21 protein-coding genes and 1 tRNA gene are annotated in these 24178 nt (G+C 71.8%); 21 read left to right on the top strand and 1 reads right to left on the bottom strand.

All coding sequences use genetic code 11. The features are described from left to right. Positions 1–29: 29 nt before the first annotated feature. Complete coding sequence (tkt, locus tag BN3788_RS15980) at positions 30–2204, bottom strand: transketolase (protein ID WP_066588261.1); 2175 nt, start codon at positions 2202–2204, stop codon at positions 30–32. A 445-nt stretch (positions 2205–2649) separates the two neighbouring features. Here tkt and BN3788_RS15985 point away from each other — a divergent pair, with 445 nt between their 5' ends. The 21 genes from BN3788_RS15985 (at position 2650) to BN3788_RS16085 (ending at position 24175) form a co-directional block, all read left to right on the top strand. Beyond that, on the top strand, positions 2650–3576 hold the full coding sequence (locus BN3788_RS15985) for a heme o synthase (protein ID WP_066588263.1): 927 nt from the start codon (positions 2650–2652) through the stop codon (positions 3574–3576). Between the two features lie 13 nt (positions 3577–3589). Continuing rightward, complete coding sequence (locus BN3788_RS15990; protein WP_082812999.1) at positions 3590–4573, top strand: site-specific tyrosine recombinase XerD; 984 nt, start codon at positions 3590–3592, stop codon at positions 4571–4573. An 80-nt stretch (positions 4574–4653) separates the two neighbouring features. Then, on the top strand, positions 4654–5505 hold the full coding sequence (locus BN3788_RS15995; RefSeq protein WP_066588268.1) for a ParA family protein: 852 nt from the start codon (positions 4654–4656) through the stop codon (positions 5503–5505). After that, positions 5489–6436 (top strand): segregation and condensation protein A, encoded by a 948-nt coding sequence (locus BN3788_RS16000; protein WP_066588271.1) that lies wholly within the window; start codon positions 5489–5491, stop codon positions 6434–6436. Before BN3788_RS15995 ends, BN3788_RS16000 begins: the two co-directional genes overlap by 17 nt. Further along, entirely contained in the window at positions 6433–7101 is a 669-nt protein-coding gene (scpB, locus tag BN3788_RS16005) for an SMC-Scp complex subunit ScpB (protein WP_066588273.1), read from the top strand. Before BN3788_RS16000 ends, scpB begins: the two co-directional genes overlap by 4 nt. Continuing rightward, on the top strand, positions 7098–8021 hold the full coding sequence (locus BN3788_RS16010) for a pseudouridine synthase (RefSeq protein WP_066588279.1): 924 nt from the start codon (positions 7098–7100) through the stop codon (positions 8019–8021). The genes scpB and BN3788_RS16010 overlap by 4 nt, the downstream gene beginning before the upstream one ends. Continuing rightward, complete coding sequence (locus BN3788_RS16015) at positions 8018–9133, top strand: prephenate dehydrogenase (RefSeq protein WP_066588280.1); 1116 nt, start codon at positions 8018–8020, stop codon at positions 9131–9133. The genes BN3788_RS16010 and BN3788_RS16015 overlap by 4 nt, the downstream gene beginning before the upstream one ends. Beyond that, complete coding sequence (gene cmk, locus BN3788_RS16020) at positions 9115–9873, top strand: (d)CMP kinase (protein WP_066588286.1); 759 nt, start codon at positions 9115–9117, stop codon at positions 9871–9873. Before BN3788_RS16015 ends, cmk begins: the two co-directional genes overlap by 19 nt. Continuing rightward, positions 9870–10595: a lysophospholipid acyltransferase family protein gene (locus BN3788_RS16025; protein WP_082813000.1), complete on the top strand. Its 726-nt coding sequence runs from the start codon at positions 9870–9872 to the stop codon at positions 10593–10595. The genes cmk and BN3788_RS16025 overlap by 4 nt, the downstream gene beginning before the upstream one ends. Before the next feature lie 33 nt (positions 10596–10628). Next, positions 10629–12218 carry a ribosome biogenesis GTPase Der gene (der, locus tag BN3788_RS16030; RefSeq protein WP_234346691.1) on the top strand — a complete coding sequence of 530 codons (1590 nt, stop codon included), beginning with the start codon at positions 10629–10631 and terminating at the stop codon, positions 12216–12218. Beyond that, the gene (locus BN3788_RS16035) at positions 12215–13333 is read left to right on the top strand and encodes a hypothetical protein (protein WP_234346692.1); all 1119 of its coding nucleotides are present in this window, start codon (positions 12215–12217) and stop codon (positions 13331–13333) included. Before der ends, BN3788_RS16035 begins: the two co-directional genes overlap by 4 nt. Positions 13334–13340: 7 nt before the next feature. Then, positions 13341–14021, top strand: a complete 681-nt coding sequence (locus BN3788_RS16040) for a GntR family transcriptional regulator (RefSeq protein WP_066588288.1) — start codon at positions 13341–13343, stop codon at positions 14019–14021. Beyond that, positions 14018–15361 (top strand): MFS transporter, encoded by a 1344-nt coding sequence (locus BN3788_RS16045; RefSeq protein WP_082813001.1) that lies wholly within the window; start codon positions 14018–14020, stop codon positions 15359–15361. Before BN3788_RS16040 ends, BN3788_RS16045 begins: the two co-directional genes overlap by 4 nt. A gap of 31 nt (positions 15362–15392) precedes the next feature. Then, positions 15393–15466 (top strand) — tRNA-Pro (locus BN3788_RS16050). Between the two features lie 416 nt (positions 15467–15882). Beyond that, the gene (locus BN3788_RS16055; protein ID WP_234346693.1) at positions 15883–16929 is read left to right on the top strand and encodes a LacI family DNA-binding transcriptional regulator; all 1047 of its coding nucleotides are present in this window, start codon (positions 15883–15885) and stop codon (positions 16927–16929) included. Positions 16930–17377: 448 nt separating this feature from the next. Further along, a complete protein-coding gene (locus BN3788_RS16060; RefSeq protein ID WP_066588297.1) occupies positions 17378–18301 on the top strand; it encodes an ABC transporter permease in 924 nt (307 codons plus the stop codon). Next, the gene (locus BN3788_RS16065; RefSeq protein WP_108723871.1) at positions 18298–19191 is read left to right on the top strand and encodes an ABC transporter permease; all 894 of its coding nucleotides are present in this window, start codon (positions 18298–18300) and stop codon (positions 19189–19191) included. The genes BN3788_RS16060 and BN3788_RS16065 overlap by 4 nt, the downstream gene beginning before the upstream one ends. Then, positions 19191–20231 carry an ABC transporter ATP-binding protein gene (locus BN3788_RS16070; protein ID WP_222705428.1) on the top strand — a complete coding sequence of 347 codons (1041 nt, stop codon included), beginning with the start codon at positions 19191–19193 and terminating at the stop codon, positions 20229–20231. Before BN3788_RS16065 ends, BN3788_RS16070 begins: the two co-directional genes overlap by 1 nt. Then, positions 20224–21051 (top strand): ATP-binding cassette domain-containing protein, encoded by an 828-nt coding sequence (locus BN3788_RS16075; RefSeq protein ID WP_066588299.1) that lies wholly within the window; start codon positions 20224–20226, stop codon positions 21049–21051. Before BN3788_RS16070 ends, BN3788_RS16075 begins: the two co-directional genes overlap by 8 nt. 95 nt (positions 21052–21146) lie before the next feature. Then, positions 21147–22706 (top strand): ABC transporter substrate-binding protein, encoded by a 1560-nt coding sequence (locus tag BN3788_RS16080; RefSeq protein ID WP_066588302.1) that lies wholly within the window; start codon positions 21147–21149, stop codon positions 22704–22706. Between the two features lie 104 nt (positions 22707–22810). Beyond that, complete coding sequence (locus tag BN3788_RS16085; RefSeq protein ID WP_082813004.1) at positions 22811–24175, top strand: FAD-dependent oxidoreductase; 1365 nt, start codon at positions 22811–22813, stop codon at positions 24173–24175. Positions 24176–24178 lie beyond the last annotated feature (3 nt).

Raw genomic sequence — 24178 nt, forward strand, 5'->3', positions numbered from 1 at the left:
GTGGATCCCCTTCCTCGCATGGCGGGCTATCAGACGATCTGGTCGCCGGTCCCGCTCTGCGTCGGCGTCCCCGCGTCGGAGGCCGGCGCGTGCTGGCCGCGTGCCGCGGCGATGGACTCGTGCGCGGCCTCGGCGACGGCCTCGGCCGTGATGCCGAACTCCTGGTACAGGCGCTCGTAGTCCGCCGAGGCGCCGTAGTGCTCGAGCGAGATGACCCGACCGGCGTCGCCGACGAGGCGGTGCCAGGGCAGCGCGATCCCGGCCTCGACGGCCACGCGGGCGCGGACCGACGACGGCAGGACCTGCTCGCGGTACGCCTCGTCCTGCTCGGCGAACCACTCGAGGCTCGGGGCGGAGACGACGCGCGTGGCGACGCCCTGCGCCTCGAGGGCCTCACGCGCGGCGACCGCGAGCTGGACCTCGGAGCCGGTGCCGATGAGGATGACGTCCGGCGTGCCGGTCGACGCCTCGAGCAGCACGTAGGCGCCGCGCTCGACGCCGTCCGTGGTGGCGTAGCCGTCCTCGCCGCGCGGGAACGTGGGGACGTTCTGGCGGGTGAGGATGAGGCCGACGGGGCCGTGCGGGCGCTCGAGGATCGCCTTCCAGGCCGCTGCCGTCTCGTTGGCGTCGGCCGGGCGGACGATGTCCAGGCCCGGGATGGCGCGCAGCGCGGCGAGGTGCTCCACCGGCTGGTGCGTGGGGCCGTCCTCGCCGAGCCCGATCGAGTCGTGCGTCCACACGTAGACGACCGGCACGCCCATGAGCGCCGCGAGGCGCACGGAGCCGCGCATGTAGTCGCTGAACGTGAGGAACGTGCCGCCATAGGGCCGCGTGAGGCCGTGCAGCGCGATGCCCGACAGGATCGAGCCCATCGCGTGCTCACGGATGCCGAAGTGCAGCGTGCGCCCGTAGGGGTTGCCCGCGAACTCCTTCGTGGAGCGCTCCGTGGGGAGGAAGGACGGCTCGCCCTTCATCGTGGTGTTGTTCGAGCCGGCGAGGTCGGCGGAGCCGCCCCACAGCTCGGGCAGCGGCTCGGCGAGCGCGGAGAGCACCTCGCCGGAGGCGGCGCGGGTGGCGATGGCCTTGCCGGCGGGGAACGTCGGCAGCGCGGCGTCCCAGCCCTCGGGCAGCTTGCCCTCGACGAGCCGGTCGAGCAGGGCCGCCCGGTCCGGGTTGGCGGCGCGCCAGGCGTCGTACTTCGGCTGCCACAGCTCCTTGGCGGCCTTCGCGCGCGCGGCGACCTGGCCGCGGGTGTGCGCGATGACCTCGGGGTCGACGTCGAAGGACGTGTCGGGGTTGAAGCCCACGACCTCCTTGAGCGCGCGGACCTCGTCGGCGCCGAGCTTGGAGCCGTGTGCGCTGTGGCTGTTCTGCTTGGAGGGCGACGGCCAGGCGATGATCGTCCGCAGCCCGATGAAGGACGGGCGGTCGGTGACCTGCTTGGCGGCCTCGATCGCGGCGTTCAGCGCGTCGACGTTCTCGGTGTAGCCGTCGTCGCCCGCGGTCCAGTCGACGAACTGCACGTGCCAGCCGTAGGCCTCGTACCGCTTGAGGACGTCCTCGGTGAAGGCGATGTCGGTGTCGCCCTCGATGGAGATGTGGTTGTCGTCCCACAGCACCACGAGGTTGCCGAGCTGCTGGGTGCCGGCGATCGAGGAGGCCTCGCTGGTGACGCCCTCCTGCAGGTCGCCGTCGGAGGCGATGACGTAGACGAAGTGGTCGAACGGGCTCTCGCCGGCGGGGGCCTCGGGGTCGAGCAGGCCGCGCTCGCGACGCGCCGCCATGGCGAAGCCGACACCGGACGCGAGGCCCTGGCCGAGCGGTCCGGTGGTGATCTCCACACCGGTGGTGTGCTTGTACTCGGGGTGGCCCGGGGTCTTGGAGCCCCAGGTGCGCAGCGCCTCGATGTCCTCGATCTCGAGGCCGTAGCCCGCGAGGTAGAGCTCGAGGTACTGCGTCAGGCTCGAGTGGCCCGCGGACAGGATGAAGCGGTCGCGGCCGAGCCAGCTCGGGTCGGCGGGGTCGTGCTTCATCACGTTCTGGTAGAGCAGGTACGCCGCTGGGGCAAGGCTGATCGCGGTGCCGGGGTGGCCGTTGCCGACCTTCTCCACGGCATCTGCGGCCAGGACACGCACCGTGTCCACTGCCTTCTTGTCGAGCTCGCTCCAGCCGACTGACTGGGCCTCGGGGGCCTTGGCGTTCACCGCACCTCATTCCCGCCCGGGCCTCTTGCGCCCAGGGCGTTGGATCGAACTGTCCGGCAGCCCGTCGATGGACGCCGGCCACGAGCTGTGCTCAGCCCGGAAACGGGCGCGTGGCTTACTCGTGAGGTTCGACCCTATCTCGCTTGGGAGGTCGTGGAGTGAACGCTCTCAGATCTTGGTAAGCGCTTTCCGCCTGATTCTCCGGCCAATGTCACACCTGCCGCGGCCCGCCGGACGCGGCGGAAGGCCTGTCCTGTCGGGCAGCGCCGTAGCATGGGCATCCGACGAAGGTCCCGCTTTGCTGAAGAACGGAAGTCCGTAGCGCGTGCGCACCACGAGCCCAGCCCCCCTGGATGATGCCGGGGCGTCCGCCCGAGCAGCGGGAGACTGGCGACCTCCTGTCGAGGCCAGCGCACCCGCCGGCGCCGTCGCGCGGCCCGCCGTCGTGCCGCCGCTCGACGCCAGTCGCGACTCGCAGTGGTGGCAGTCCGCGCGCCGGACTCTCGCCAACTACGTCTCGCTCACCAAGCCGCGCGTCATCGAGCTGCTCCTGGTGACCACCATCCCGACGATGATCCTCGCCGAGGGCGGCTTCCCGTCGATCGGCCTGATGCTCGCCACGCTGATCGGCGGGGGAGCGGCGGCCGGCGCCGCGAACTCCTTCAACTGCTACCTCGACCGCGACATCGACGAGGTGATGAACCGCACCAAGCGGCGGCCGCTCGTCACCGGTGAGATCACCCCGCGCGCCGCGCTCGTCTTCTCCTGGATGCTCGCGATCATCTCGCTCGCCTGGCTCGCGCTGCTCGTCAACGTCGCTTCCGCGGCGCTGACCGCCCTAGCGGTGCTGCTGTACGTCGTCGGCTACACGATGATCCTCAAGCGGCGCACCCCGCAGAACATCGTCTGGGGCGGAGCCGCCGGCTGCATGCCGGTGCTCATCGGCTGGTCCGCCGTCACCGGCGGGGTCTCCTGGGCCGCGGTGCTGCTGTTCGGCGTGATCTTCTTCTGGACGCCGCCGCACTACTGGCCGCTGTCGATGAAGTTCCGCCGCGACTACGCCGCGGCGAATGTGCCGATGCTGCCCGTCGTGGCCGCGGACACGAAGGTCGCGCGGCAGATGATCGCGTACACGATCGCGATGATCGCCTGCTCGCTGCTCCTGATGCCCGTCGCGGGGATGACCTGGGTCTACGGCGTGCTCGCGCTGGTGCTCGGCGGCTGGTTCCTCGCGTCATGCATCGGCCTGTACCGGCGGGCCCTCGACCCCTCGCGCGGCAAGCTCGGCGCGATGAAGGTCTTCCACGCCTCGATCACCTACCTCACGCTGCTGTCCGTCGCGATCGCGGTGGATGTCTTCCTGCCCCTCTGACGAGGGTCGGGCGATGTCCGAGAAGGCGCTGCAGCGGATCCTGCAGGACTACCTCGCCCATTTGACGGTCGAGCGCGGGCTCTCGCCGCACACCCTCTCCGCGTACCGACGGGACCTGCTGCGCTACCTCGACCACCTCGCGGCGCGCGGCCGGGAGCTCCCCGGCGACGTCACCGAGGCCGACGTCGAGGACTTCGTCACCGTGGTGCGCACCGGCTCGGACGGGCGCAGCGCGCTCTCGGCCTCGTCCACCGCGCGCAGCGTCGTCGCGGTGCGCGGGCTGCACCGCTTCTGGGCCCTCGAGGGCCTGACGGGCAGCGACGCGGCCAGCGCCGTCAGGCCCCCCGCGCAGCCCAAGCGGCTGCCCAAGGCGATCTCCACCGCCGACGTCGAGCGACTCCTAGAGGCCGCATCGGCAGGGGAGGGCGCGATCCCGCTGCGCGACCGCGCGCTCCTCGAGCTCGTCTACTCCACGGGCGCGCGCATCTCGGAGGCCGTGGGCCTCACCGTCGACGACCTCGACCTGACGCCCGGGCGGGGCGCGGTGCGCCTGCTCGGCAAGGGCGACAAGGAGCGCATCGTCCCGGTGGGCTCCTATGCGATCGAGGCCGTCGAGGCCTACCTCGTGCGCTCGCGCCCGGCGCTCGCCGCCGGGGGGCGTGGCGTCCCCGCGTTGTTCCTCAACACGCGTGGCGCCCGGCTCAGCAGGCAGAGCGCGTGGGCGGTGCTGCGCGCCGCCGCCGAGCGGGCGGGGCTGCCCGCCGCCGCGCACATCTCGCCGCACACGCTGCGCCACTCCTTCGCGACCCACCTGCTGGCGGGGGGCGCCGACGTCCGGGTGGTCCAGGAGCTGCTCGGGCACGCGTCGGTGACCACGACGCAGGTGTACACGCTGGTGACACGCGACACGCTCCGCGAGGTCTACGCCACGGCACACCCGCGCGCGATCCGGCGCGGAGAGCCGTCGGCAGCGCGGACCCCGGCTCCCGCGTCCTAGGAGTCCTCCGGGCGTGTCCGGGATGTCGCAGCCGCATGGCGCGCGCGCTCCGGTAGGTTGTCAGCGTGGCAACCGAGCAGATGACCGAGATGGAGCTCGACCCCGTCGGTCGACCCCTGCCGCGCTTCCCCGAGCCCGCGCCGCTGGCCTCGCACGGCCCGGCCCGCGTCATCGCGATGTGCAACCAGAAGGGTGGCGTCGGCAAGACGACCACCACGATCAACCTCGCGGCGGCTCTCGCCGAGGTCGGCCGCCGGGTGCTCATTGTCGACTTCGACCCGCAGGGCGCGGCCTCCGTGGGCCTGGGCATCAGCCCGCACGAGCTGGAGCGCACGGTCTACAACTTGATGATGGAGCGCAGCGCCTCGCTCGCCGAGGTGGTGCGCAGCACCGACATTCCGAACCTCGACCTGCTGCCGGCCAACATCGACCTCTCGGCGGCCGAGGTGCAGCTCGTCTCCGAGGTGGCCCGCGAGTCCATCCTGGCCCGGGTCCTGCGGCCCGCCCTCGACGACTACGACGTGATCCTCATCGACTGCCAGCCCTCGCTCGGGCTGCTGACCGTCAACGCTCTCACGGCGGCCCACGGCGTCCTCATCCCGCTGGAGTGCGAGTTCTTCGCGCTGCGCGGCGTCGCGCTGCTCGTGGAGACCATCGAGAAGGTGCGCGACCGCCTGAACCCGCGCCTCGAGGTCGACGGGATCCTCGCCACCATGTACGACTCTCGGACGCTGCACGCCCGCGAGGTCGTGGCACGGGTGCACGAGGCCTTCGGCGACACGCTGCTGCAGACGGTCATCGGGCGCACGGTGAAGTTCCCGGACTCCTCGGTCGCGGCGGAGCCGATCATCACCTACGCGTCGAACCACAGCGGGGCGAGCGCCTACCGGCAGCTCGCGCGCGAGCTCATCGCCCGTGGCGACGCCGCCTAGCCTGGTCGCCGAGGCGCCCGCTGCCCACGAAGCCGCCCAGCAGGCGGCAGCCCCCACCGGCGGAGACATGCCCTCGCCGTCGGGGACCAGCCCGTTCGAGGTGCACCTCGACAACTTCAGCGGACCGTTCGACCTGCTGCTGGGGCTGATCTCGAAGCACAAGCTCGACATCACCGAGGTGTCCCTCGCCCGGGTGACCGACGAGTTCATCGCCCACATCCGCGCGGCCGAGCGCGCCGCCGCCGCCGGGGGCAAGTCCTGGGACCTGAGCCAGGCCAGCGAGTTCCTGGTCGTCGCGGCGACGCTGCTGGACCTCAAGGCGGCCCGCCTGCTGCCGCAGGGCGTGGTCGAGGACGCCGAGGACCTCGAGTTGCTCGAGGCGCGCGACCTGCTGTTCGTGCGGCTGCTGCAGTACCGCGCCTACAAGGTGGTCGCCAGGGACATCGGCGAGCGGCTCACCGCCGAAGGGCGCAGGTTCCCGCGCTCGGTCACCCTCGAGCCGCAGCTCGCGGCGCTGCTTCCGGAGCTGGTGTGGCAGATCGGCCCCCAGCAGCTCGCCGCGCTCGCCGCGAGGGCGCTGGCCCCCAAGGCCCCGCCGCCGGGCGTGGACCTCAGCCATCTGCACGCCCCGGCCGTGTCGGTGCGCGAGCAGGCGGGGCTGCTGGTCGAGCGGCTGCGGCGCGGCGGCTCCGCGACCTTCCGGGCCCTGACCGCCGACGCGGACTCCACCCTCATGGTGGTGTCGCGCTTCCTCGCGCTCCTCGAGCTCTTCCGCGAGGGCGCCGTCGGATTCGACCAGGTCACGCCGCTCGGCGAGCTCACCGTGCGGTGGACCGGCGCCGAGGACGGCGAGGTGCTCGTCTCCGACGACTTCGACGTGGCGGATCTCACAGCCGGCCCCAGCACCACCCCCCAGGAGCCCGACGCATGAGCCAGACCCCTCCCGACCTCGACGCGCTGAGCGCGCCGGACGCTGACGGCCCGGCGGTCGAGGCCGACGAGCTCGCCTTCGACGTCGACGACCTGCCGGGTGGCGCGCTCGCCGCCCTGGAGGCCGTGCTGATGGTCGCTGACGAGCCGATCCCGGCGGTGCGCCTGGCATCGGTCCTCGCCCTGCCCACCGACCGCGTCGAGGGCCTGCTGGAGGCGTTGGCCGCGGAGTATCGCGGCGAGCACGGGGGCAGGATGCGCGGTTTCGAACTGCGGCATGCGGGGGCCGGCTGGCGGATCTACTCGGCGTCGGCGTTCGCCGAGGTCGTCGGGCGGTTCGTGCTCGAGGGCCAGACGTCGCGGCTGACACAGGCGGCGCTGGAGACTCTGGCGGTGATCGCCTACCGGCAGCCGGTCACCCGCGGGCAGGTCTCGGGGGTCCGCGGGGTCAACGTCGACGGGGTGGTCCGCACGCTGACGTCGCGCGGACTGGTGGCTGAGGCGGGCTCCGATCCGAGCACTGGCGCCGTGCTCTACGAGACCACGGGATACTTCTTGGAGCGGATGGGGCTCGCGAGCCTGGATGAGCTGCCTCCACTTGCGCCCTATCTGCCGGACTTCGACGCGCTCGAGGGCGTGGACATGGCGAACAGGGAGACACGATGAGCACTGAGGGACGACGAGGCGGCGCCGCGGGCGCAGGCCGTGGACGTGACGGCGGCGGGCGCGCGGGGGCCCCGCGCGGAGCAGGCGGGGGTCGGAGCGGCCAGCAGCGTCCAGCACGCGCGGGACAGCCGGGACGACCGGCGCGCGCCAAGGCGCCGGCACGCGCCGCCGAGCCGCCGCGCGACGTGCACGACCCCGAGGGCGTGCGCCTGCAGAAGGTGCTCGCGACGGCCGGGCTGGGCTCGCGCCGCGCGTGCGAGGACCTCATCACGGCCGGCCGGGTGACGGTGGACGGGGTGCCCGTCATCGAGCTCGGCGTGCGGGTCGACCCGGCGAAGGTCGCGATCCACGTCGACGGGATGCGCGTGCAGCTCGACACCTCGATGGTGACGATCGCGCTGAACAAGCCGCTGGGCGTGGTCTCGACGATGCACGACCCCGACGGGCGCCCGTCGCTCGCCGAGTTCGTGAAGAACCGCGAGGAGCGGCTCTTCCACGTGGGCCGGCTCGACGCCGAGACCGAGGGCCTGATCCTGCTGACGAACGACGGCGAGCTGGCGAACCGCCTGGCGCACCCGTCGCATGAGGTGCCCAAGACGTACTTCGCGGAGCTCGAGGGACGGGTGCACCCGTCGCTCGGCAAGCAGCTGCAGAAGGGCATCGAGTTGGAGGACGGCCTCGTCACGGTCGACAGCTTCCGGATCGTCGACCAGACCGCGCAGGCGAGCCTCGTCGAGCTGGTGCTGCACGAGGGGCGCAACCGCGTGGTCCGGCGCATCTTCGAGGAGGTGGGCTTTCCGGTGACGCGCCTGGTGCGCACGCAGATCGGCCCGATCAAGCTCGGCGACCTGCGCCCGGGGCGCACCCGCGTGCTCGGCAAGACGGAGCTGGGCACCCTCATGGCGCTGGTGGGAATGTGACCCAGGCGGTCGCGACCCAGGGCCCGGTGCGCGTGGTCGGCACCGGGCTCCTTGGCGCGTCCGTCGGTCTGGGCCTGGCCACGCGCGGGGTCGACGTCGTGCTGCACGACCCGTCGCGCACCGCGCTGGCCCTGGCCCGCGACGTGGGCGCCGGCCGCCCGGCCACCTCCGACGACGCCGCGCCGGCCCTGGTGGTCGTCGCGGCGCCACCGGACGTGACCGCTGACGTGGTGCGGGCCGAGCTGGCGGCGTGGCCGCACGCCGTGGTGACCGATGTCGCGAGCGTGAAGGGCTATGTGCTCGACGAGCTGCGCGAGTCCGGCGCCGACCTGAGCCGTTACGTGGGCTCCCACCCGATGGCCGGCCGTGAGCGGTCCGGGCCTGCCGCCGCCGTGCCCGACCTGTTCGTCGGGCGGCCCTGGGTGATCGCGGACTCCGGGGCGTCGTCCACGCAGGCGCTGCTCACCGTGCGCGCGCTCGCCGTCGACCTCGGCGCGATACCCGTGGAGATGGACGCGCAGGCGCACGACGAGGCCGTGGCGCTCGTGTCGCATGTGCCGCAGGTGGCCTCGAGCCTCGTCGCGGCCCGCTTGCGCGACGCCAGCGAGCCCGCGCTGGGGCTCGCTGGGCAAGGACTGCGGGATGTGACGCGGCTCGCCGCGAGCGACCCCGCGCTGTGGACGTCGATCCTGGCCGCGAACGCCGAGGCCGTCGCGGCGGTGCTGCGGGACCTGCGCACCGACCTCGACGTGGTGATCGAGGCGCTCGATCAGGCCGCGGCGGCCAACGGCCCCGAGACCGTGGAGCTCGGCGCCCTCGCGAGCATCGCGCAGGCCATCGGCCAGGGGAACACCGGCGTCGCCCGGGTCCCCGGCAAGCACGGTGGCGCCGCGCGCGTGTACGAGGTCGTCACTGCGCTGGTCCCCGACGTCCCCGGCGAGCTCGCGCGCCTGCTGGCCGACGTGGGCGAGGCCGGCGTGAACCTGGAGGACCTCCAGCTCGAGCACTCAGCCGGCCGCCCCGTCGGCATGGCGTCGATGTCGGTGCTGCCCGGACGGTCCGAGCACCTCGAGGCGGAGCTCAGTGCCCGCGGATGGAGACTGGTGAGTTGAGCACGGAACCTCAGGACGGCACGCGGCGCCAGCAGGCGATCGTGGTCGCGATCGACGGCCCCTCGGGCTCGGGCAAGTCCAGCGTGTCGCGCATGGTGGCCGAGCGGCTCGGGCTCGCGTTCCTGGACACCGGGGCGATGTACCGCGCGGCGACGTGGTGGTGCCTCGAGCAGGGTGTGCCCCTCACCGACACCGAGGCTGTGGCCGCGCTCATCCGCGACCTGCCGCTGTCAGTCGGGGTGGACCCGGCTGGGCCGACGGTGCACGTGGGCGGGACGGACGTCGGCGAGGCGATCCGCACCACGGCGATCTCCTCGGCGGTGAGCGCCGTCGCCACGAACCTGGAGGTGCGCGCCGAGCTGGGCCGTCTGCAGCGCGAGGCCATCGCCGCGGAGCGCGTGCCGCAGTCGTTCTCCCACGGGCGCGGGATCGTCGCCGAGGGCCGGGACATCACCACGGTGATCGCCCCGGACGCCGACGTGCGCATCCTGCTGACCGCCAGCGAGGAGGCGCGGCTCGCCCGCCGGGCCAAGGAGGTGCACGGCAGCGCGGACGCCGAGGCGGTGCAGGCCACCCGCGACCAGGTGCTGCGACGCGATCGGGACGACTCGACGGTGTCGACGTTCCATGTCGCGGCCGACGGCGTCGTCACCGTCGACTCATCAGACCTCGACCTGGAGGAGACCGTGCAGGCAGTGCTCGACGTCGTGGCCCAGGTCTCCGGGCGGGCAGCCCGATGAGCGCCGACGCCACCGCGCGGACAGCCGCCCCGCGGGACGCCACGGGCATACCCGACGAGCGGCAGGCCCGGCGGGGCCACGCGCTGGGCAAGCTCTTCGCGCACGTCATGTGGAACACCGAGGTGATCGGCGCGCACCATGTGCCCGCTGACGGCCCGGTGCTGCTCGCGGCCAACCACTCAGGCGTCGCCGACGGCCCGGTGCTCGTGGGCGCCTCGCCGCGCCCCTCGCACGTGCTGATCAAGGCGTCGATGTTCACGGGCCCCGTGGGCGCCGTGCTGCGCAGCGCGGGCCAGATCTCGGTGGACGGCGATGGCCGCTCATCCCTCGCCACAGCGTTGGGCGTGCTGCGCCGCGGCGGCGTCGTCGGGGTGTTCCCCGAGGGCAGCCGGGGTCGCGGCGACATGGCCGACGCCCGCGCGGGTGTGGCCTGGCTGGCGATCAACGGCGCCGCCCGCGTGGTGCCCGTGGCTGTGCTCGGCACCCGCCGCACGGGGGAGGCCGTCGGCCGGCTGCCGGGGTTCCGGCGGCGTCTGGTCGTGGAGTTCGGGGCGCCGCTGACCTTGGAGCGTGCGCCCGGGACGTCGGGCCGTGCCGCCGTCGCGCAGGCCAATGAGGCGATCCGCGTCGCGATGGTGGCGCTGGTGGCCGACGCGGCCGAACGGGCTGGCCTCCCGCTGCCCACCGACGACCCCCACAGCGAGGCGCGGGCAGCGCATTAGTCGTCCGGCCCCCGGGCAGGGGAGAATGGGCCCATGACCGAGACCGACCCGACCGCGGGCATGCCCGACGACGCTGCCGCGACGGCAGCCGACACACCCTTGGACCCCGCGCACGTCGATCCCGGACCGTCCGACGCCGCACCGTCTGACGCCGCCCCCTCCGACGACTCGTCGGACACCGCACAGTCGGATGCCGCGCGCGAGGAGGCCCTGCGCGCCGGGCTCGCCGAGTACGACCTCGAGGAGGACGACCTCGCGCTGCTCGAGAGCGAGGCCGCTGCTCAGGCGGGCGAGCCCGGGGGAGCCCCGCTGCCCGTGCTCGCCGTCGTGGGCCGCCCCAACGTGGGCAAGTCCACCCTCGTCAACCGCATCCTCGGCCGCCGTCAGGCCGTCGTCGAGGACAAGCCCGGTGTGACGCGCGACCGCGTGAGCTACCCGGCGGAGTGGGCGGGCCGGAACTTCACGCTCGTCGACACCGGCGGGTGGGAGGTCGACGTGCTCGGCATCGACGCCCGCGTCGCCGAGCAGGCCGAGGTCGCGATCTCCCTGGCCGACGCGGTGCTCTTCGTCGTCGACGCCACCGTCGGCCCGACGGCCACCGACGAGCGCGTCGTGCGCCTGCTGCGCAAGTCCGGCAAGCCCGTGGTGCTGTGCGCCAACAAGGTGGACGGCCCGCGCGTCGAGGCCGACGCGACGGAGCTGTGGAGCCTCGGCCTCGGCGAGCCGCACCCGGTCTCGGCCCTGCACGGCCGTGGCACCGGCGACCTGCTCGACGCCGCGATGGCCGCGCTGCCCAAGGTGTCGCAGCACGGCTCCGCGATCCCCGCGGGCGGCCCGCGCCGCGTCGCGCTGGTGGGGCGGCCCAACGTGGGCAAGTCCTCGCTGCTGAACAAGATCATCGGCTCCGAGCGCGTCGTCGTGGACGACGTCGCGGGCACCACCCGCGACCCGGTCGACGAGCTGGTGCAGCTCAAGGGCAAGACGTGGTGGTTCGTCGACACCGCCGGCATCCGCCGCCGCGTGCACCAGTCGCAGGGCGCGGACTTCTACGCGTCGCTGCGCACGCAGGCCGCCATCGAGAAGTCCGAGGTCGCCGTCGTCCTGCTGGACGCGTCGGCGAAGCTCACCGAGCAGGACACGCGCGTCATCTCCCAGGCGATCGACGCGGGCCGCGCCATCGTGCTGGCGTTCAACAAGTGGGACCTGATGGACGAGGACCGCAGGCCGTTCCTCGAGCGCGAGATCGAGCAGGACCTGGTGCAGGTGCAGTGGGCGCCTCGCGTCAACCTGTCCGCGAAGACGGGCTGGCACGCCGAGCGGCTGGTCCCGGCGATCGAGCGCGCGCTCGCGTCGTGGGAGACCCGCATCCCGACGGGGCGCCTCAACGCGTTCCTCGGCGAGCTCGTCGCCGCCCACCCGCACCCGCTGCGGGGCGGCAAGCAGCCGCGCATCCTGTTCGCCACGCAGGCGTCGACCTCCCCGCCGCGGTTCGTGATCTTCGCCAGCGGCTTCCTCGAGGCGGGCTACCGGCGGTTCATCGAGCGCCGCCTGCGCGAGGACTTCGGCTTCGAGGGCACACCGATCGAGATCTCGGTGCGGGTGCGGGAGAAGCGCAAGCGGTGACCCGTGAGGCGGCCGACGGCGGCGACCCCGCCGTCGGCGCGCCCGCAGGACGGGGCGGGGGTTCGGCCCCGCTCGCCGGGCGGGCGCTGCTGCTGAGGCCGGGCCTGCCGCGCGACCCCGCCGCGCCCCAGCATCTCGCCGCGTTCCTGGTGGCGACGGTCGTCACGGTGCTGCTCACCCGCGGGGCGCTGGCGGCCACCGGATACCCGCAAGTCGGCGGCGCCACCCTGCACATCGCGCACGTGCTGTGGGGCGGCCTGCTCCTGGCCGTCGCCGTGGTGCTGCTGCTGTCCTATGCCGGGCCGGTGGTGCGGCCGATCGGCGCCCTCGTCGGCGGGATCGGGTTCGGGCTGTTCGTCGACGAGATCGGCAAGTTCGTCACCGCAGACAACGACTACTTCTACGAGCCGACGGCCTCGCTCATCTACGTGGTCGTGGTGCTGCTGGTGCTGCTCGCCGAGGTGCTGCACGGGCGCCGCGAGCGTGATCCGAGCGAGCTGCTGGCCGGCGCCGTCGATCGTGCCGTCTCGGGCGTGGTGGGCGGGTTCAGCCCGCGTGCCCGCCGGCAGGCCCGCGCGCTGGTCCGCGCCGCGGGGGAGCAGCACGGCGCGGCCGAGGTGAGCGCCCTGCTGCGCGTCGCGGAGGACGACCGCGAGGAGCTGCCCGACGTCACGGGCGCCGTCGCCCGATGGGTCGTGCGGGGCACGTACCGCCTCGTCCGGGCCCGATGGGTGCCGTGGGTGGCGGTGGCGGTGCTGACGGGGACTGCCGTCGCGACGATGGGCCGCGGGCTGGCGGCGTGGATCGCCGGCGCCGACGTCCCGGGCTGGGTGGTGGCGGGGGTGCTGCTCTCCGGCGCGGGGTCGGGGGCGGGCTCCGTCGTCGGCCTCCTCGTGGTGCGCCGCTCCCGCGAGAACGGCTTCGCATGGTTCCGCAGGGCAGTGCTGATCAGCCTGCTGTTGACGCAGATCTTCCTGTTCCGGCTCGAGCAGTGGGCCGCCGTCGCGGGGCTGCTGGTGGACCTGGTGGTGCTGGGGGTCGTGGCCGCGGAGGGTGAGGTCGCGCGCACCCGCAGGCTCGAGGCCGGGTCGGGAGCAGCCTCCACGGCGACATAGACTCGTCTTGTGTCTATGTCGTCCCCCACCCGGCGCCGCGGCCCCGGCGGCCGAGCGCGCCTACGCGCACGTCAAGGAGCTGGTGCTCACCGACTCGCTCTCCGGCGGCACGATGGTCAGCGAGGGCGACATCGCCGCCCAGCTGTCCATGAGCCGCACGCCCGTGCGCGAGGCGTTCCTGCGCCTCGAGTCCGAGGGCTGGCTGCGGCTCTACCCGAAGCGTGGCGCCCTGGTGGTGCCCGTGGCGGCTGGCGAGGCGCAGTCGGTGGTGGACGCGCGCCTGCTGCTCGAGGTCCACGCCGTCGAGGCGCTGCGGCACCGCGACGACCGCGAGCGGCTGGAGGAGCGCTTGCGCGCGTCGATCGAGCAGCAGCGGGCCGCCCTGGACCGCGGCGACATCGACGCCTACGCGGAGCACGACACCGAGTTCCACCTGACGATCGTCGCCGCGGGCGGCAACCCGCTGCTCACCAGCTTCTACGTCACCCTGCGGGAGCGGCAGCGGCGCATGGTCGCCCGGTCGCTGTGGCGCGACGAGGGCCGTGCGCGGGCCTTCGTCACCCAGCATGAGCACCTCGCGGCAGCCGTCGGCGCCGGGGCGGTCGCGGAGTTCAAGGTCGCGCTGCGCCGCCACCTCGACCACGCGCACCTGCCCGAGCGGGCCGCCGCGGCCGTCGACGCACGATGACCGCCACCGACCTGCGACCGCCCCCCCAGGAAGCCCACGAGGCCGGCGCCCGCCCCTCGCGCCGCGCCTGGGTCGCGGTGGCCGCGACGATGGTGGCCGTCGCGTGGGGTGGCAACGAGTTCACACCGCTGCTGGTCATGTACCAAGAGGTGAGCAGCTTCTCCGCCGTGACCGTGTACCTGCTGCTGGGCGCCTACGTGCTCGGCATCGTGCCCGCGCTGCTGCTCGGCGGCCCGCTCTCCGACAGGTACGGGCGCCGGCCCCTGCTGCTCCCAGCGGCGCCGCTGAGCCTGGCGGGGTCGCTCGTGCTGGCCGTCGGCTCCGGCTCGCCGCTCGCGCTCGGCATCGGGCGTGTGCTGTGCGGGGCCGCCCTGGGCCTGGTGATGGCGGTGGGGTCCACGTGGATCACGGAGCTCTCCGACAAGGCCGGTGACGACCCGCGTGCGGGCGCCCGGCGCGCGTCGCTCGCCCTGACCCTCGGGTTCCTCGTGGGCGCCGGTGTCGCGAGCGTGCTCGCCCAGTGGGGCCCGTGGCCCGCCCACACCGCCTACGTGCTGCACGCCCTGCTGACCCTCGCCTCCGGCGCCTGGCTCCTGAGGGCGCCCGAGACCCGGCCGGCGGCGGACGCCGCACGAAGGCCGCTGCGGGACGACCTGCGCATCCCCGCGGCCGGCCACCGCCGGTTCCTCCGAGTCGTGCTGCCGCTCGCCCCGTGGGTCTTCGGCTGCGCCGGCTCCGCCTACGCCGTGCTGCCCAGCCTCATGCGGGAGCACTCCGGGGGGATGCCCATCGCGTTCTCCGGGCTGCTCACCGTGCTCACGCTCGGCTGCGGCATCGGCATCCAAGTGCTCGGGCGGGCCATCGACAGCGAGCACAGCGCCCGCGCCTCGGTGGTCGCCCTGGCGATCATCGCCGTCGGGATGGGGCTCGGCGCCTACGCCAGCGCCCGGCTCACCCTGGTGGGCACACTCCTCGCCGCCGCCGTCCTCGGCATGGGGTACGGGCTCGCGCTCGTGGCGGGGCTCAACGAGGTGCGCCGCATCGCCGGCCCCGACGATCTGGCCGGGCTCACCGCCGTCTACTACTCCGTCGCCTACGTGGGCTTCTTCATCCCCGCGGCCCTGGCCGTCCTGGCCGGGTGGTGGAGCTACCCGCAGATGTTCGCCGGGGGATTGGCCATCGCGCTCGGCTGCCTCGCCGTGGTCGCCACCGCGTGGCGGGCCCACCTGCCCGCCGCAGCCCCCGTGACGCTGGCCACACCCGACGTCGTGACCAGCATGGGGATCAGCGGGGGAGACGCCCACAGCACGGGCGGCGGACGAGAGACACCCGTTCGGTGAGGTAGAGTCTCCGTGTTCCCACGGGAACGTTCGGGCTGTGGCGCAGCTTGGTAGCGCACTTGACTGGGGGTCAAGGGGTCGCAGGTTCAAATCCTGTCAGCCCGACAGAGAAAGTCCAGGCCAGCGGCTCCTCGGAGGTATCCGAGGAGCCGCTGGCCTTTTGTCGTTGATGACCTCCGCGCGCGGTCGCCCGTCGGCGGCATCGTGGCCGAGGCGGCTCTCGCTGGGCCCATGCGCGGACCGGACGCGCGGCGCCCCACCGACGGGGACGGGCGTGCGGTCGCGCCGACCACCGGGTCTCTCGCCCAGGGCTCTCGGGGCCCTGCTGGACTGGTCGCGCGTCGGCGCCGAGTGCCAGGGGCGCTGGGAATGCGCTTCCACCGGGGTGATACCGGTGTCATACTGGCGGGCCTCGAACGGCGTCCCGCCCACCAGGGTCCACCGATACCATCGGGGCGTGGCCGGAGTTGGCACCGCTCGGCTTGTGCTGCTAACAGGGCTCGACAGGAGGTCGGACACCGATGTCAGAAGCGTCTCGTGAACCGCGCTACGCGACGATGCGCGACGTGGCGGCGGTGGCCGGAGTCGGCGTCAAGACGGTCTCGCGCGTGCTCAACGGCGAGCCCAATGTCTCGGACGAGCTGAGGGAGCGCGTGAAGCGTGCCGCGGAGGCGCTCAACTACGAGCTCAACGTCTATGCGGGGGGGCTGCGCCGTTCGGGTGCTCGCACCAACGCGATCGGGCTCATGCTCGAGAGCGTGGACGACGCGTTCTCCGCCGCGATCCACCGCGGTGTCGAGACGGTGATGCGGCGGCACTCGATCATCGTGCTCGCGCAGAGCTTCGAGGAGGACGCGGACCGCGAGCGCACCGTGGTCAAGGAGTTCTTGCGGCGGCGTGTCGACGGGCTCATCCTCACCACCGTCTCCCGTGACCAGGCGTACCTGTCGGCGGAGGCGGCGCGGGGCACGTCGATCGTCTTCGTCGACCGGCCGGCCGTGTCCGTCGCCTTCGACTCGGTGGTGTCGTGCAACTACGACGGCGCCGTCGCGGCGACGCGCCACCTGTTGCAGCACGGGCACCGCCGGCTCGCCTACGTGGGCGGTGATCACGAGATCTGGACCCTGCGGGAGCGTCAGCGCGGCTTCTTCGCCGAGCTCGACCGGTGGGGCGTGCCCCCGACGGAGGCCATCGGACTCACCGGCGTCCTCGGCGAGGAGGGCGCGCGGATGGCCGTGCACAGGATGCTCGACGGCGCGCAGCCGCCGACGGCGATCTTCGCGGCACACAACCGCATGATCGTCGGGACCCTGCGCGCGCTCCATGAGCGCGGAGCGCAGCACGAGGTGGCGTTGGTCGGGTTCGACGACGTCCAGCTGTTCGACCTGCTCGAGCCTGGCGTGAGCGTCGTGGCGCAGGATCCTCATCGGCTGGGCGAGCTCGCTGCGGAACGGCTCCTGGCGCGGATGGCGCGGAACCAGCTCGAGCTCGCGACGCTGACTGTCCCGACCACGCTGATTGAGCGCGGTTCGGGCGAGATCCCGGGGCCGTTCGCCCCCGACGCCTGAGCACCTGACCGCCCGCATGTGAGCCTCGCGCTCGCCGGGCATGCGCGTCAGCCCTCGGGAGCCGGCGTCCGGCGCGGGGGTCCCCTCGCGGCCGCGTCCGCCTTCGCGTCGCTTTGGCGCCCGTGCGCGCCCGTGTCGCTCGCTCGCGCGAACGCCGTCGCGGCAGCGTGGCCTCGTCCTCATCGCGCCCGGGCCCCTGCTCTGACACCGCTGTCAATGGGTAAGTCACGGTTGGCATGCTTTGCGATGAAATGCCGTGCCTCTGAGTTCGGAAGTTTGACATGCGAGCCTCGCGGGGTAATCTCGCTCCTGCATGACACCGTTGTCAGTCCCACGGTCGCGAGGTTGCGGCTTCGGCGGGATGGCGATCTATGAGGCGTCCTGCGGTCAGTGAAGACCCGAAGGACTCGGGGATCGATGCGGATCCCGGGAGGAGAGGTGACGTTTCATGGTCGGCTATCTCGTCAGGCGGCTGTTCTTAGCCGTCTTCGTGTTGTGGGGCGTCGCCACGGTGGTCTTCCTCATCGTCCGGGTCGTCCCCGCCGACCCGGCGCTGCTCATCGCCGGCTCGGACGCGCCAGCTGAGCAGCTGGCCCAGATCCGTCAGGACCTCGGCCTCGACCAGTCGCTGCTCGTGCAGTACGGCAGGTTCCTGGGCGGCGCCGTCACCGGCGACCTCGGCCAGTCGTACTCCATGAAGCAGCCGGCGGTGAGCCTCATCGGGCAGGTGCTGCCGAACACCGCGCTGCTCGCGGTCCTGGCCTGTGCGGTGGCCCTGCTGCTCGCGTTCCCGCTGGGCCTGATCGCGGCGCTCCGCGCGAACCGCGCCGTCGATCGCGTGGTGACCACGGGCTCGCTCTTCACCCAGGCGCTGCCGAACTTCTGGATCGGCGTGGTGCTGCTGCTGGTGTTCTCCCGGACGCTCAAGTGGCTGCCCAGCGTCGGGCTCGACGGGCCGAAGAGCTTGATCCTGCCGACGATCGTGCTGGCCCTGCCGTTCGTCTCAGTCCTCACCCGGATGATCCGCAACGGCCTGCTCGAGGTGATGGGCGAGAGCTACATCCAGACCGCACGCGCCAAGGGCCTGCCGGAGCGGATCGTGATCTTCCGGCACGCCGTCCGCAACGCCGCGATCCCCGTCATCACGATCGTCGGCCTCCAGTTCGGCACCCTGCTCGGCGGAGCAGTCGTCACCGAGTCGGTGTTCTCGTTCCCGGGCATCGGCCGGCTCCTCGTGACGTCCATCCAGCTGCGTGACTACAACGTCGTGCAGGCCTGCGTCCTGGTGATCGCCGCCGTCTTCGTCATCATCAACCTCGTCGTGGACCTGATGTACGGGTTCCTCGACCCTCGAGTGAGGCTCGCCAAGTGACCGCCGCCGCACCTGTCCTCGCCGTCAACGCGACGATGCGCCGGGCCCGTCGGGCCCGGCGGGGCGTCAAGACCCGGATCATCGCGCCGCTCGTCGTGATCGGCCTGATCATCGTCGGCGCCATCGCGGTGCCGATCGCCTTCGCCTTCGACCCCTTGCAGGCGGACCTTCTGGCGCGTCTGGCGCCACCCGGGGCCGTGATGTCGGACGGCAGCACCGCCCTGCTCGGCACCGACCAGATCGGGTCAGACCTGTTCGCGCAGATCATGGCCGGAGCCCGCGTCTCGCTCCTCGTCGGCGTCGCGACGCTCGCCATCTCGGGCCTGGTCGGCGTCGCCCTGGGGCTGCTCGCCGGCCACTTCGGCGGATGGATCGACGCGACGCTGATGCGAGTCGCCGACATCCAGCTGGCGTTCCCGTCCATCCTGCTCGCGATCCTCATCGCCTCGGTGCTCGGCCAGGGCGTCGGGAACATCATCATCGTCCTGTCGATCTCCAACTGGGTCGTTTTCGCCCGGGTGGCCCGCAGCCAGGTTCTCTCGCTGAAGAACCGCGAGTACGTCGAGGCGGCGCGCACCCTCGGCGCCGGCAATTGGCACCTGATGTTCCGCACGTTGCTGCCGGGGTGCATGGCGCCCGTGATCGTCGTGGCGACCACCCAGTTCGCCCAAGTGATCCTCACGGAGGCGTCCCTGTCGTTCCTCGGCGTCGGCGTCCCGCTCGGCACCCCGAGCCTGGGCAGCACGATCTTCAACGGCACGCAGTACCTCTCCACCGCCTGGTGGATCTCCACCCTCCCCGGCGTCGTGCTCGTGATCCTCATGCTGGCCTTCGGGATCCTCGGCGATGCCCTCCGCGACAAGTACGACCCGACGCTCCGGAGCGCATGATGACGACCACACAGACAGGCCCCCTCAACCCCAGCACGTCCATGAGCGGCGCCCCGCTACTGAGCGTCCAGGACCTGACGGTCGAGTTCTCCACCGCCGCGGGCGTGGCCCGCGCCCTGGACGGGGTCAGCTTCGAGGTCAGCGCGGGGGAGACCCTCGCCATCCTCGGCGAGTCCGGCAGCGGCAAGTCGACGACCGCGCAGGCGATCATGGCGCTGCTGCCCAAGCCGGCCGGCGCGATCACCGGCGGGAAGATCCTCTACGCCGGACGCGACCTCGCCGCCGAGCCGGCGTCCAAGGTGCGCGAGGTGTGCGGCACCGAGATCGCGATGATCTTCCAGGACCCGCTGTCCTCGCTGAACCCGGTGTTCCGGGTCGGCGCCCAGGTGGCTGAGCCCTTCCGCCGGCGTCGCGGCATGGGTCGCCGTGATGCCTGGGCGCGGGCGCTCGACCTGCTCAAGCGCGTGGGCATCCCAGACGCGGAGACGCGGATCAACGACTACCCGCACCAGTTCTCCGGCGGGCAGCGGCAGCGGATCATGATCGCGATGGCGCTCGCGCTCGACCCGAAGGTGCTCATCGCCGACGAGCCGACCACAGCCCTGGACGTCACCGTGCAGAAGCAGGTGATGAACCTCCTGGCGGACCTGCAGGCCGAGACCGGGATGGCGATGGTCCTCATCAGCCACGACCTCGGCGTGGTCGCGGAGGTCGCCAAGCGCGCCGCCATCATGTACGCCGGCCGGATCGTCGAGACCGGCCCGATCCGGGACATGTACGACCACCCGGCGCACCCGTACACGAGCGGCCTGCTGGATTCGATCCCGAGCCAGAGCAGCGTCGGCGGGCGGTTGAAGCCCATCGTCGGCTCGCCGCCGAACCTGCTGAACCTGCCGAGCGGCTGCGCCTTCAACCCGCGCTGCCCGTTCGCGATCGACCGGTGCCGGGAGCTGGCGCCCACGCTGCGCACGCCGGAGGGGTGGTCGGAAGGCCACCAGGCAGCGTGCCACCTGTCCGAGGAGATGCTCGCCCATGTCTAGCGCCGGGACCACGCCCCTGTTGAGGGTCACGAACCTGAAGGTCGCCTACCCCATCCGCTCGTCGCTGCTGCAGCGGAAGATCGGGGAGAACGTCGCCGTCGACGACGTGACGTTCGACATCAACCCGGGGGAGACGGTCGGCCTCGTCGGCGAGTCGGGCTCCGGCAAGTCGACAGTCGCGCGCGCCGTGATCGGGCTGGTGAAGAGCGACGGCGGCCGGATCGAGTTCGAGGGGAATGACATCACCCGTCACTCCCCGCGGCAGCTCAAGCCCGTGCGCCGGGAGATGCAGATGGTCTTCCAAGACCCGTACGCGTCGCTCAACCCGCGGCTGACGGTCCGGGACCTGATCGCCGAGGCCTGGCGCGTGCACAGCGACGTCGTGCCGCGCGACCGGTGGACGGCCGAGGTCAAGGAGCTGATGGAGCGCGTCGGACTCAACCCCGACTACTCCGACCGCTACCCCCACCAGTTCTCCGGCGGGCAGCGCCAGCGCATCGGGATCGCCCGGGCGCTCGCGCTGCGACCGAAGCTGATCATCTGCGACGAGCCCGTCTCCGCACTCGACGTGTCGGTCCAGGCGCAGGTCCTCAACCTGCTCGACGACCTGCAGGACGACCTCGGCCTCGCTTACCTGTTCATCTCGCACGACCTGTCGGTCGTCGAGCACCTGTGCGACCGGGTGCTGGTCCTGCACCACGGCGTCGTCGCCGAGGAGGGCTCCGCGCGAGAGGTCTTCGACCACCCGCGCGACGACTACACCCGCGCGCTGCTAGCCGCCGTGCCCGTGGCCCGCCCCTGGCTGGAGCCCTCGTCCTGAAGCAGTGCCCGAGTTCGAGCGAGCTGTGAGGGACGGCTTCACCAACGCACTTTCAACGCATGTCAACAGATGTCACAGAGTCAAAGGAGATGGGAATGACATCCTTCCGCAGAGGGTGGGGCTCAGTCGCAGGCGTTGCGGCCGTCCTCGCCCTGGTTCTCACGGGGTGCGGCACGGACGGCTCCGGGAGCACTGGCGATGCCAGTGGCCCCGGCGCCGTCGGCGCGGCGCTGCCCGATGACCAGCAGCACCTCACGTATGTCCTGAACTATGGCTGCACCTCCCTGGACCCCACGGAGAACTTCGACAACTGCCGCATGCAGGTCGACAGCAACGTCCTGCAGGGCCTGGTGTCGCTGGACAGCGACTCCCAGCCGCAGCCGTTGCTCGCGAGCTCCTGGGAGTGGACCGACGACACGACGCTCGTCTTCACGCTCCGCGATGACGTGACATTCAGCGACGGCACGCCCTTCACCTCGGCGGATGTCGCGGCCTCCTTCGACCGCTACATCGCGATGCAGTCGGTGCTCGCGACCCAGCTGGCGGTCATCGAGTCCTACACCGCCGATGACCCGACCACCTTCACGATCAAGACGAAGAACCCGACGGGGACCCTGATCGGCGTGCTGTCGATGATCTTCATCGGCCAGGCGGACAACGCCGCCGACGACGCCTACTGGGCCAAGCCGATCGGCACCGGTCCGTTCGCAGTCACCGAGTTCGTGACGAACTCCCACGTCACCCTCACCCGGAACGACACCTACTGGGGTGAGCCGGCGAAGCTGCAGACGGTGACGTTCAAGCAGATCACCGACACGAACGGCAAGGTCACGGCGCTCGCCAACGGCGAGGCCCACGTGATCGCGGGCGTGCCGAGCGACCAGATCTCGACCGTCCAGAACCTGTCGGGCGTCTCGCTCGAGCAGATCCCCAGCTTCACCTACACGTTCCTGTGGTTCCAGAACAGCCGCGAGCCGTTCACGGACCCGAAGGTGCGCGAAGCCATGTGGGCGGCCCTCGACCTCGACACGATCGTCACGTCGCTGCTGGGCGAAACGGCCGAGACGATGACCTCGCTCTGCCCTGAGGCGGCCTTCGGGTGCCTCCCGGCGACAGGCGCGCCCTCATATGACCCGGAGCGCGCCAAGACCCTGCTCGCTGAGGCTGGCTACGCCAAGGGCTTCACCACCACGATCGACTACAGCACGGCCAACCCGGGCTACGACCAGATCGTGTCCGCGATGGTCTCGTACTGGAAGGCCGTCGGCATCACCGTGGAGCCGAAGTCCGACGACCAGGCGACCTTCCTGGCCGCCATCGCCAAGCCGGGCAACTACGACATGATCGTCAACTCGAACCTGACGAGCACCGGTGACGCCGACTTCACACTCAACCGCCTGTACACCTGCGCCGCAGACCGTCTCGGCTACTGCAACGAGGACCTCGACGGCCTCCTGGCCCAGGCTCAGCAGACGGTCGACGCGACCGAGCGCTTGGCCGTCTACCAGGAGATCTCCGACCTCCTGGCAACCGACGTCCCCGCCATCGGGCTGTTCCAGCAGAACACCAACCTGGCGTTTGCCAACACCGTGCAGGGCCTCACGCTCATCCCCAGTGAGAACTACGACTGGAGCACGGTCTACCTGACCGAGTAGGCCCGGTCGACGGGCGTGGGGACTGTCGCGTCAGCCGGCGTCCCCACGCCCGGGACCGGACGCAGGCAGTGCATCCCCGCTGGTCGAGCAAAGGAAGTCGCAGCGTGTTCGTGTCAGAACCCGGCCGTCAGGCGCCGGTGGTAGGAAGCTACGACGTCATCGTGTGCGGTGGCGGTCCGGCCGGCCTCGTCGCGGCGACAGCCGCTGCCCGGAACGGGGCCAGAACACTGCTCATCGAGCGGTACGGGTTCGTCGGCGGCATGGCGACGAGCGCCCTGGTCACCCCGATCAGCGAGTTCCGCCACTACGGCAAGCAGCACATCGGGGGGATCCCCTTCGAGCTGATGGTCGCGGCGGCCGAGCTAGGCGGCGCCGAGGTCTCCCGCGAGAGCGGGAACTACCCGGTGAACGACGAGATCCTCAAGTTGGCCGCGCAGCGCATGCTGCTCGACAGCGGCGTGACGCTCCTCTACCACTCGTGGTTCTCCGACTGCGTGACACAGGACGGCAAGGTGACGCACGTCATCGTGCAGAACAAGGCGGGCCGTGTCGCGTACGAGGGCAAGGTCTTCATCGACTGCACCGGCGACGCCGACCTGGTGCGCGCGGCGGGCTACGAGACGGTCAAGGGCGATGTGCTGCAGCCGGCGTCGCTCTGGTTCCAGTTGGGCGGGGTGGACACCGACGCGTTGGAGTACCTGTTCGGTGACGCGGTCGACGCGATGCTGCCGGTCTCCGCGGTGATCCGAGACCGGCTCACCGAGCTCCATGGGCAGGGCGTCATCCCGATCTTCGGGGGCCCGTGGATCAACAGGTTCTTCCATGACGGCATGGTCAGCATCAACCTGCTGCGCGAGGCGACGGACGCGAGCGACCCCGAGTGGTTCACCCGCACCGAGTGCAGCATGCGCGAGACCCTGCACCTGATCATCGAGGTGCTGCGAGAGAACTTCCCCGAGTTCAAGGACTGCTGGCTCGCGAAGTCCGGCATCCAGACCGGGGTGCGCGAGACGTACCACATCGTCGGCGAGTACACGCTGGTGAAGGACGACATCGTGACGCCGAAGGCGTTCCCGGACACGATCGCCAAGGGCGCCCACGTCATCGACATCCACGCCACCGACAGCACCGAGCAGAACGACATGGTGATCCCGCGGCAGGAGTACAACGTGCCGCTCCGGTGCCTGGTGCCGCGGGGGAGCGTCAACCTCGTGACGGCAGGGCGATGCCTGAGCGCCGACGGCCCGGGCTTCGGCTCGGTACGCGTCATGGCGACGTGCATGGCCATGGGCCAGGGCGCGGGAACTGCCGCGGCACTGAGCGTGCGGCACGGCTACAGCATGTCCGCGATGGACGACGCGCTGCTGCGGGAGACGCTCGTCGCGCAGGGAGCCATCGTCGATTTCGACAACACAGTCAACCCCGGGCAGCCCGTCGCGGTGACGGTCTACCCGGGCGTGCAGAACTAGTCA

Origin of the sequence: Cellulomonas timonensis (genome assembly GCF_900046455.1) — a bacterium.
Taxonomy (GTDB): domain Bacteria; phylum Actinomycetota; class Actinomycetes; order Actinomycetales; family Cellulomonadaceae; genus Cellulomonas_A; species Cellulomonas_A timonensis.

Coding starts and splice junctions, on each gene's coding strand:
- BN3788_RS16060 (WP_066588297.1), top strand. CDS start 17,378: ATGGTCGGCTATCTCGTCAGGCGGCTGTTCTTAGCCGTCTTCGTGTTG.
- BN3788_RS16075 (WP_066588299.1), top strand. CDS start 20,224: ATGTCTAGCGCCGGGACCACGCCCCTGTTGAGGGTCACGAACCTGAAG.
- BN3788_RS15995 (WP_066588268.1), top strand. CDS start 4,654: ATGACCGAGATGGAGCTCGACCCCGTCGGTCGACCCCTGCCGCGCTTC.
- BN3788_RS16070 (WP_222705428.1), top strand. CDS start 19,191: ATGACGACCACACAGACAGGCCCCCTCAACCCCAGCACGTCCATGAGC.
- BN3788_RS16025 (WP_082813000.1), top strand. CDS start 9,870: ATGAGCGCCGACGCCACCGCGCGGACAGCCGCCCCGCGGGACGCCACG.
- der (WP_234346691.1), top strand. CDS start 10,629: ATGACCGAGACCGACCCGACCGCGGGCATGCCCGACGACGCTGCCGCG.
- BN3788_RS15990 (WP_082812999.1), top strand. CDS start 3,590: ATGTCCGAGAAGGCGCTGCAGCGGATCCTGCAGGACTACCTCGCCCAT.
- cmk (WP_066588286.1), top strand. CDS start 9,115: ATGGAGACTGGTGAGTTGAGCACGGAACCTCAGGACGGCACGCGGCGC.
- BN3788_RS16010 (WP_066588279.1), top strand. CDS start 7,098: ATGAGCACTGAGGGACGACGAGGCGGCGCCGCGGGCGCAGGCCGTGGA.
- BN3788_RS16045 (WP_082813001.1), top strand. CDS start 14,018: ATGACCGCCACCGACCTGCGACCGCCCCCCCAGGAAGCCCACGAGGCC.
- BN3788_RS16055 (WP_234346693.1), top strand. CDS start 15,883: ATGTCAGAAGCGTCTCGTGAACCGCGCTACGCGACGATGCGCGACGTG.
- scpB (WP_066588273.1), top strand. CDS start 6,433: ATGAGCCAGACCCCTCCCGACCTCGACGCGCTGAGCGCGCCGGACGCT.
- BN3788_RS16080 (WP_066588302.1), top strand. CDS start 21,147: ATGACATCCTTCCGCAGAGGGTGGGGCTCAGTCGCAGGCGTTGCGGCC.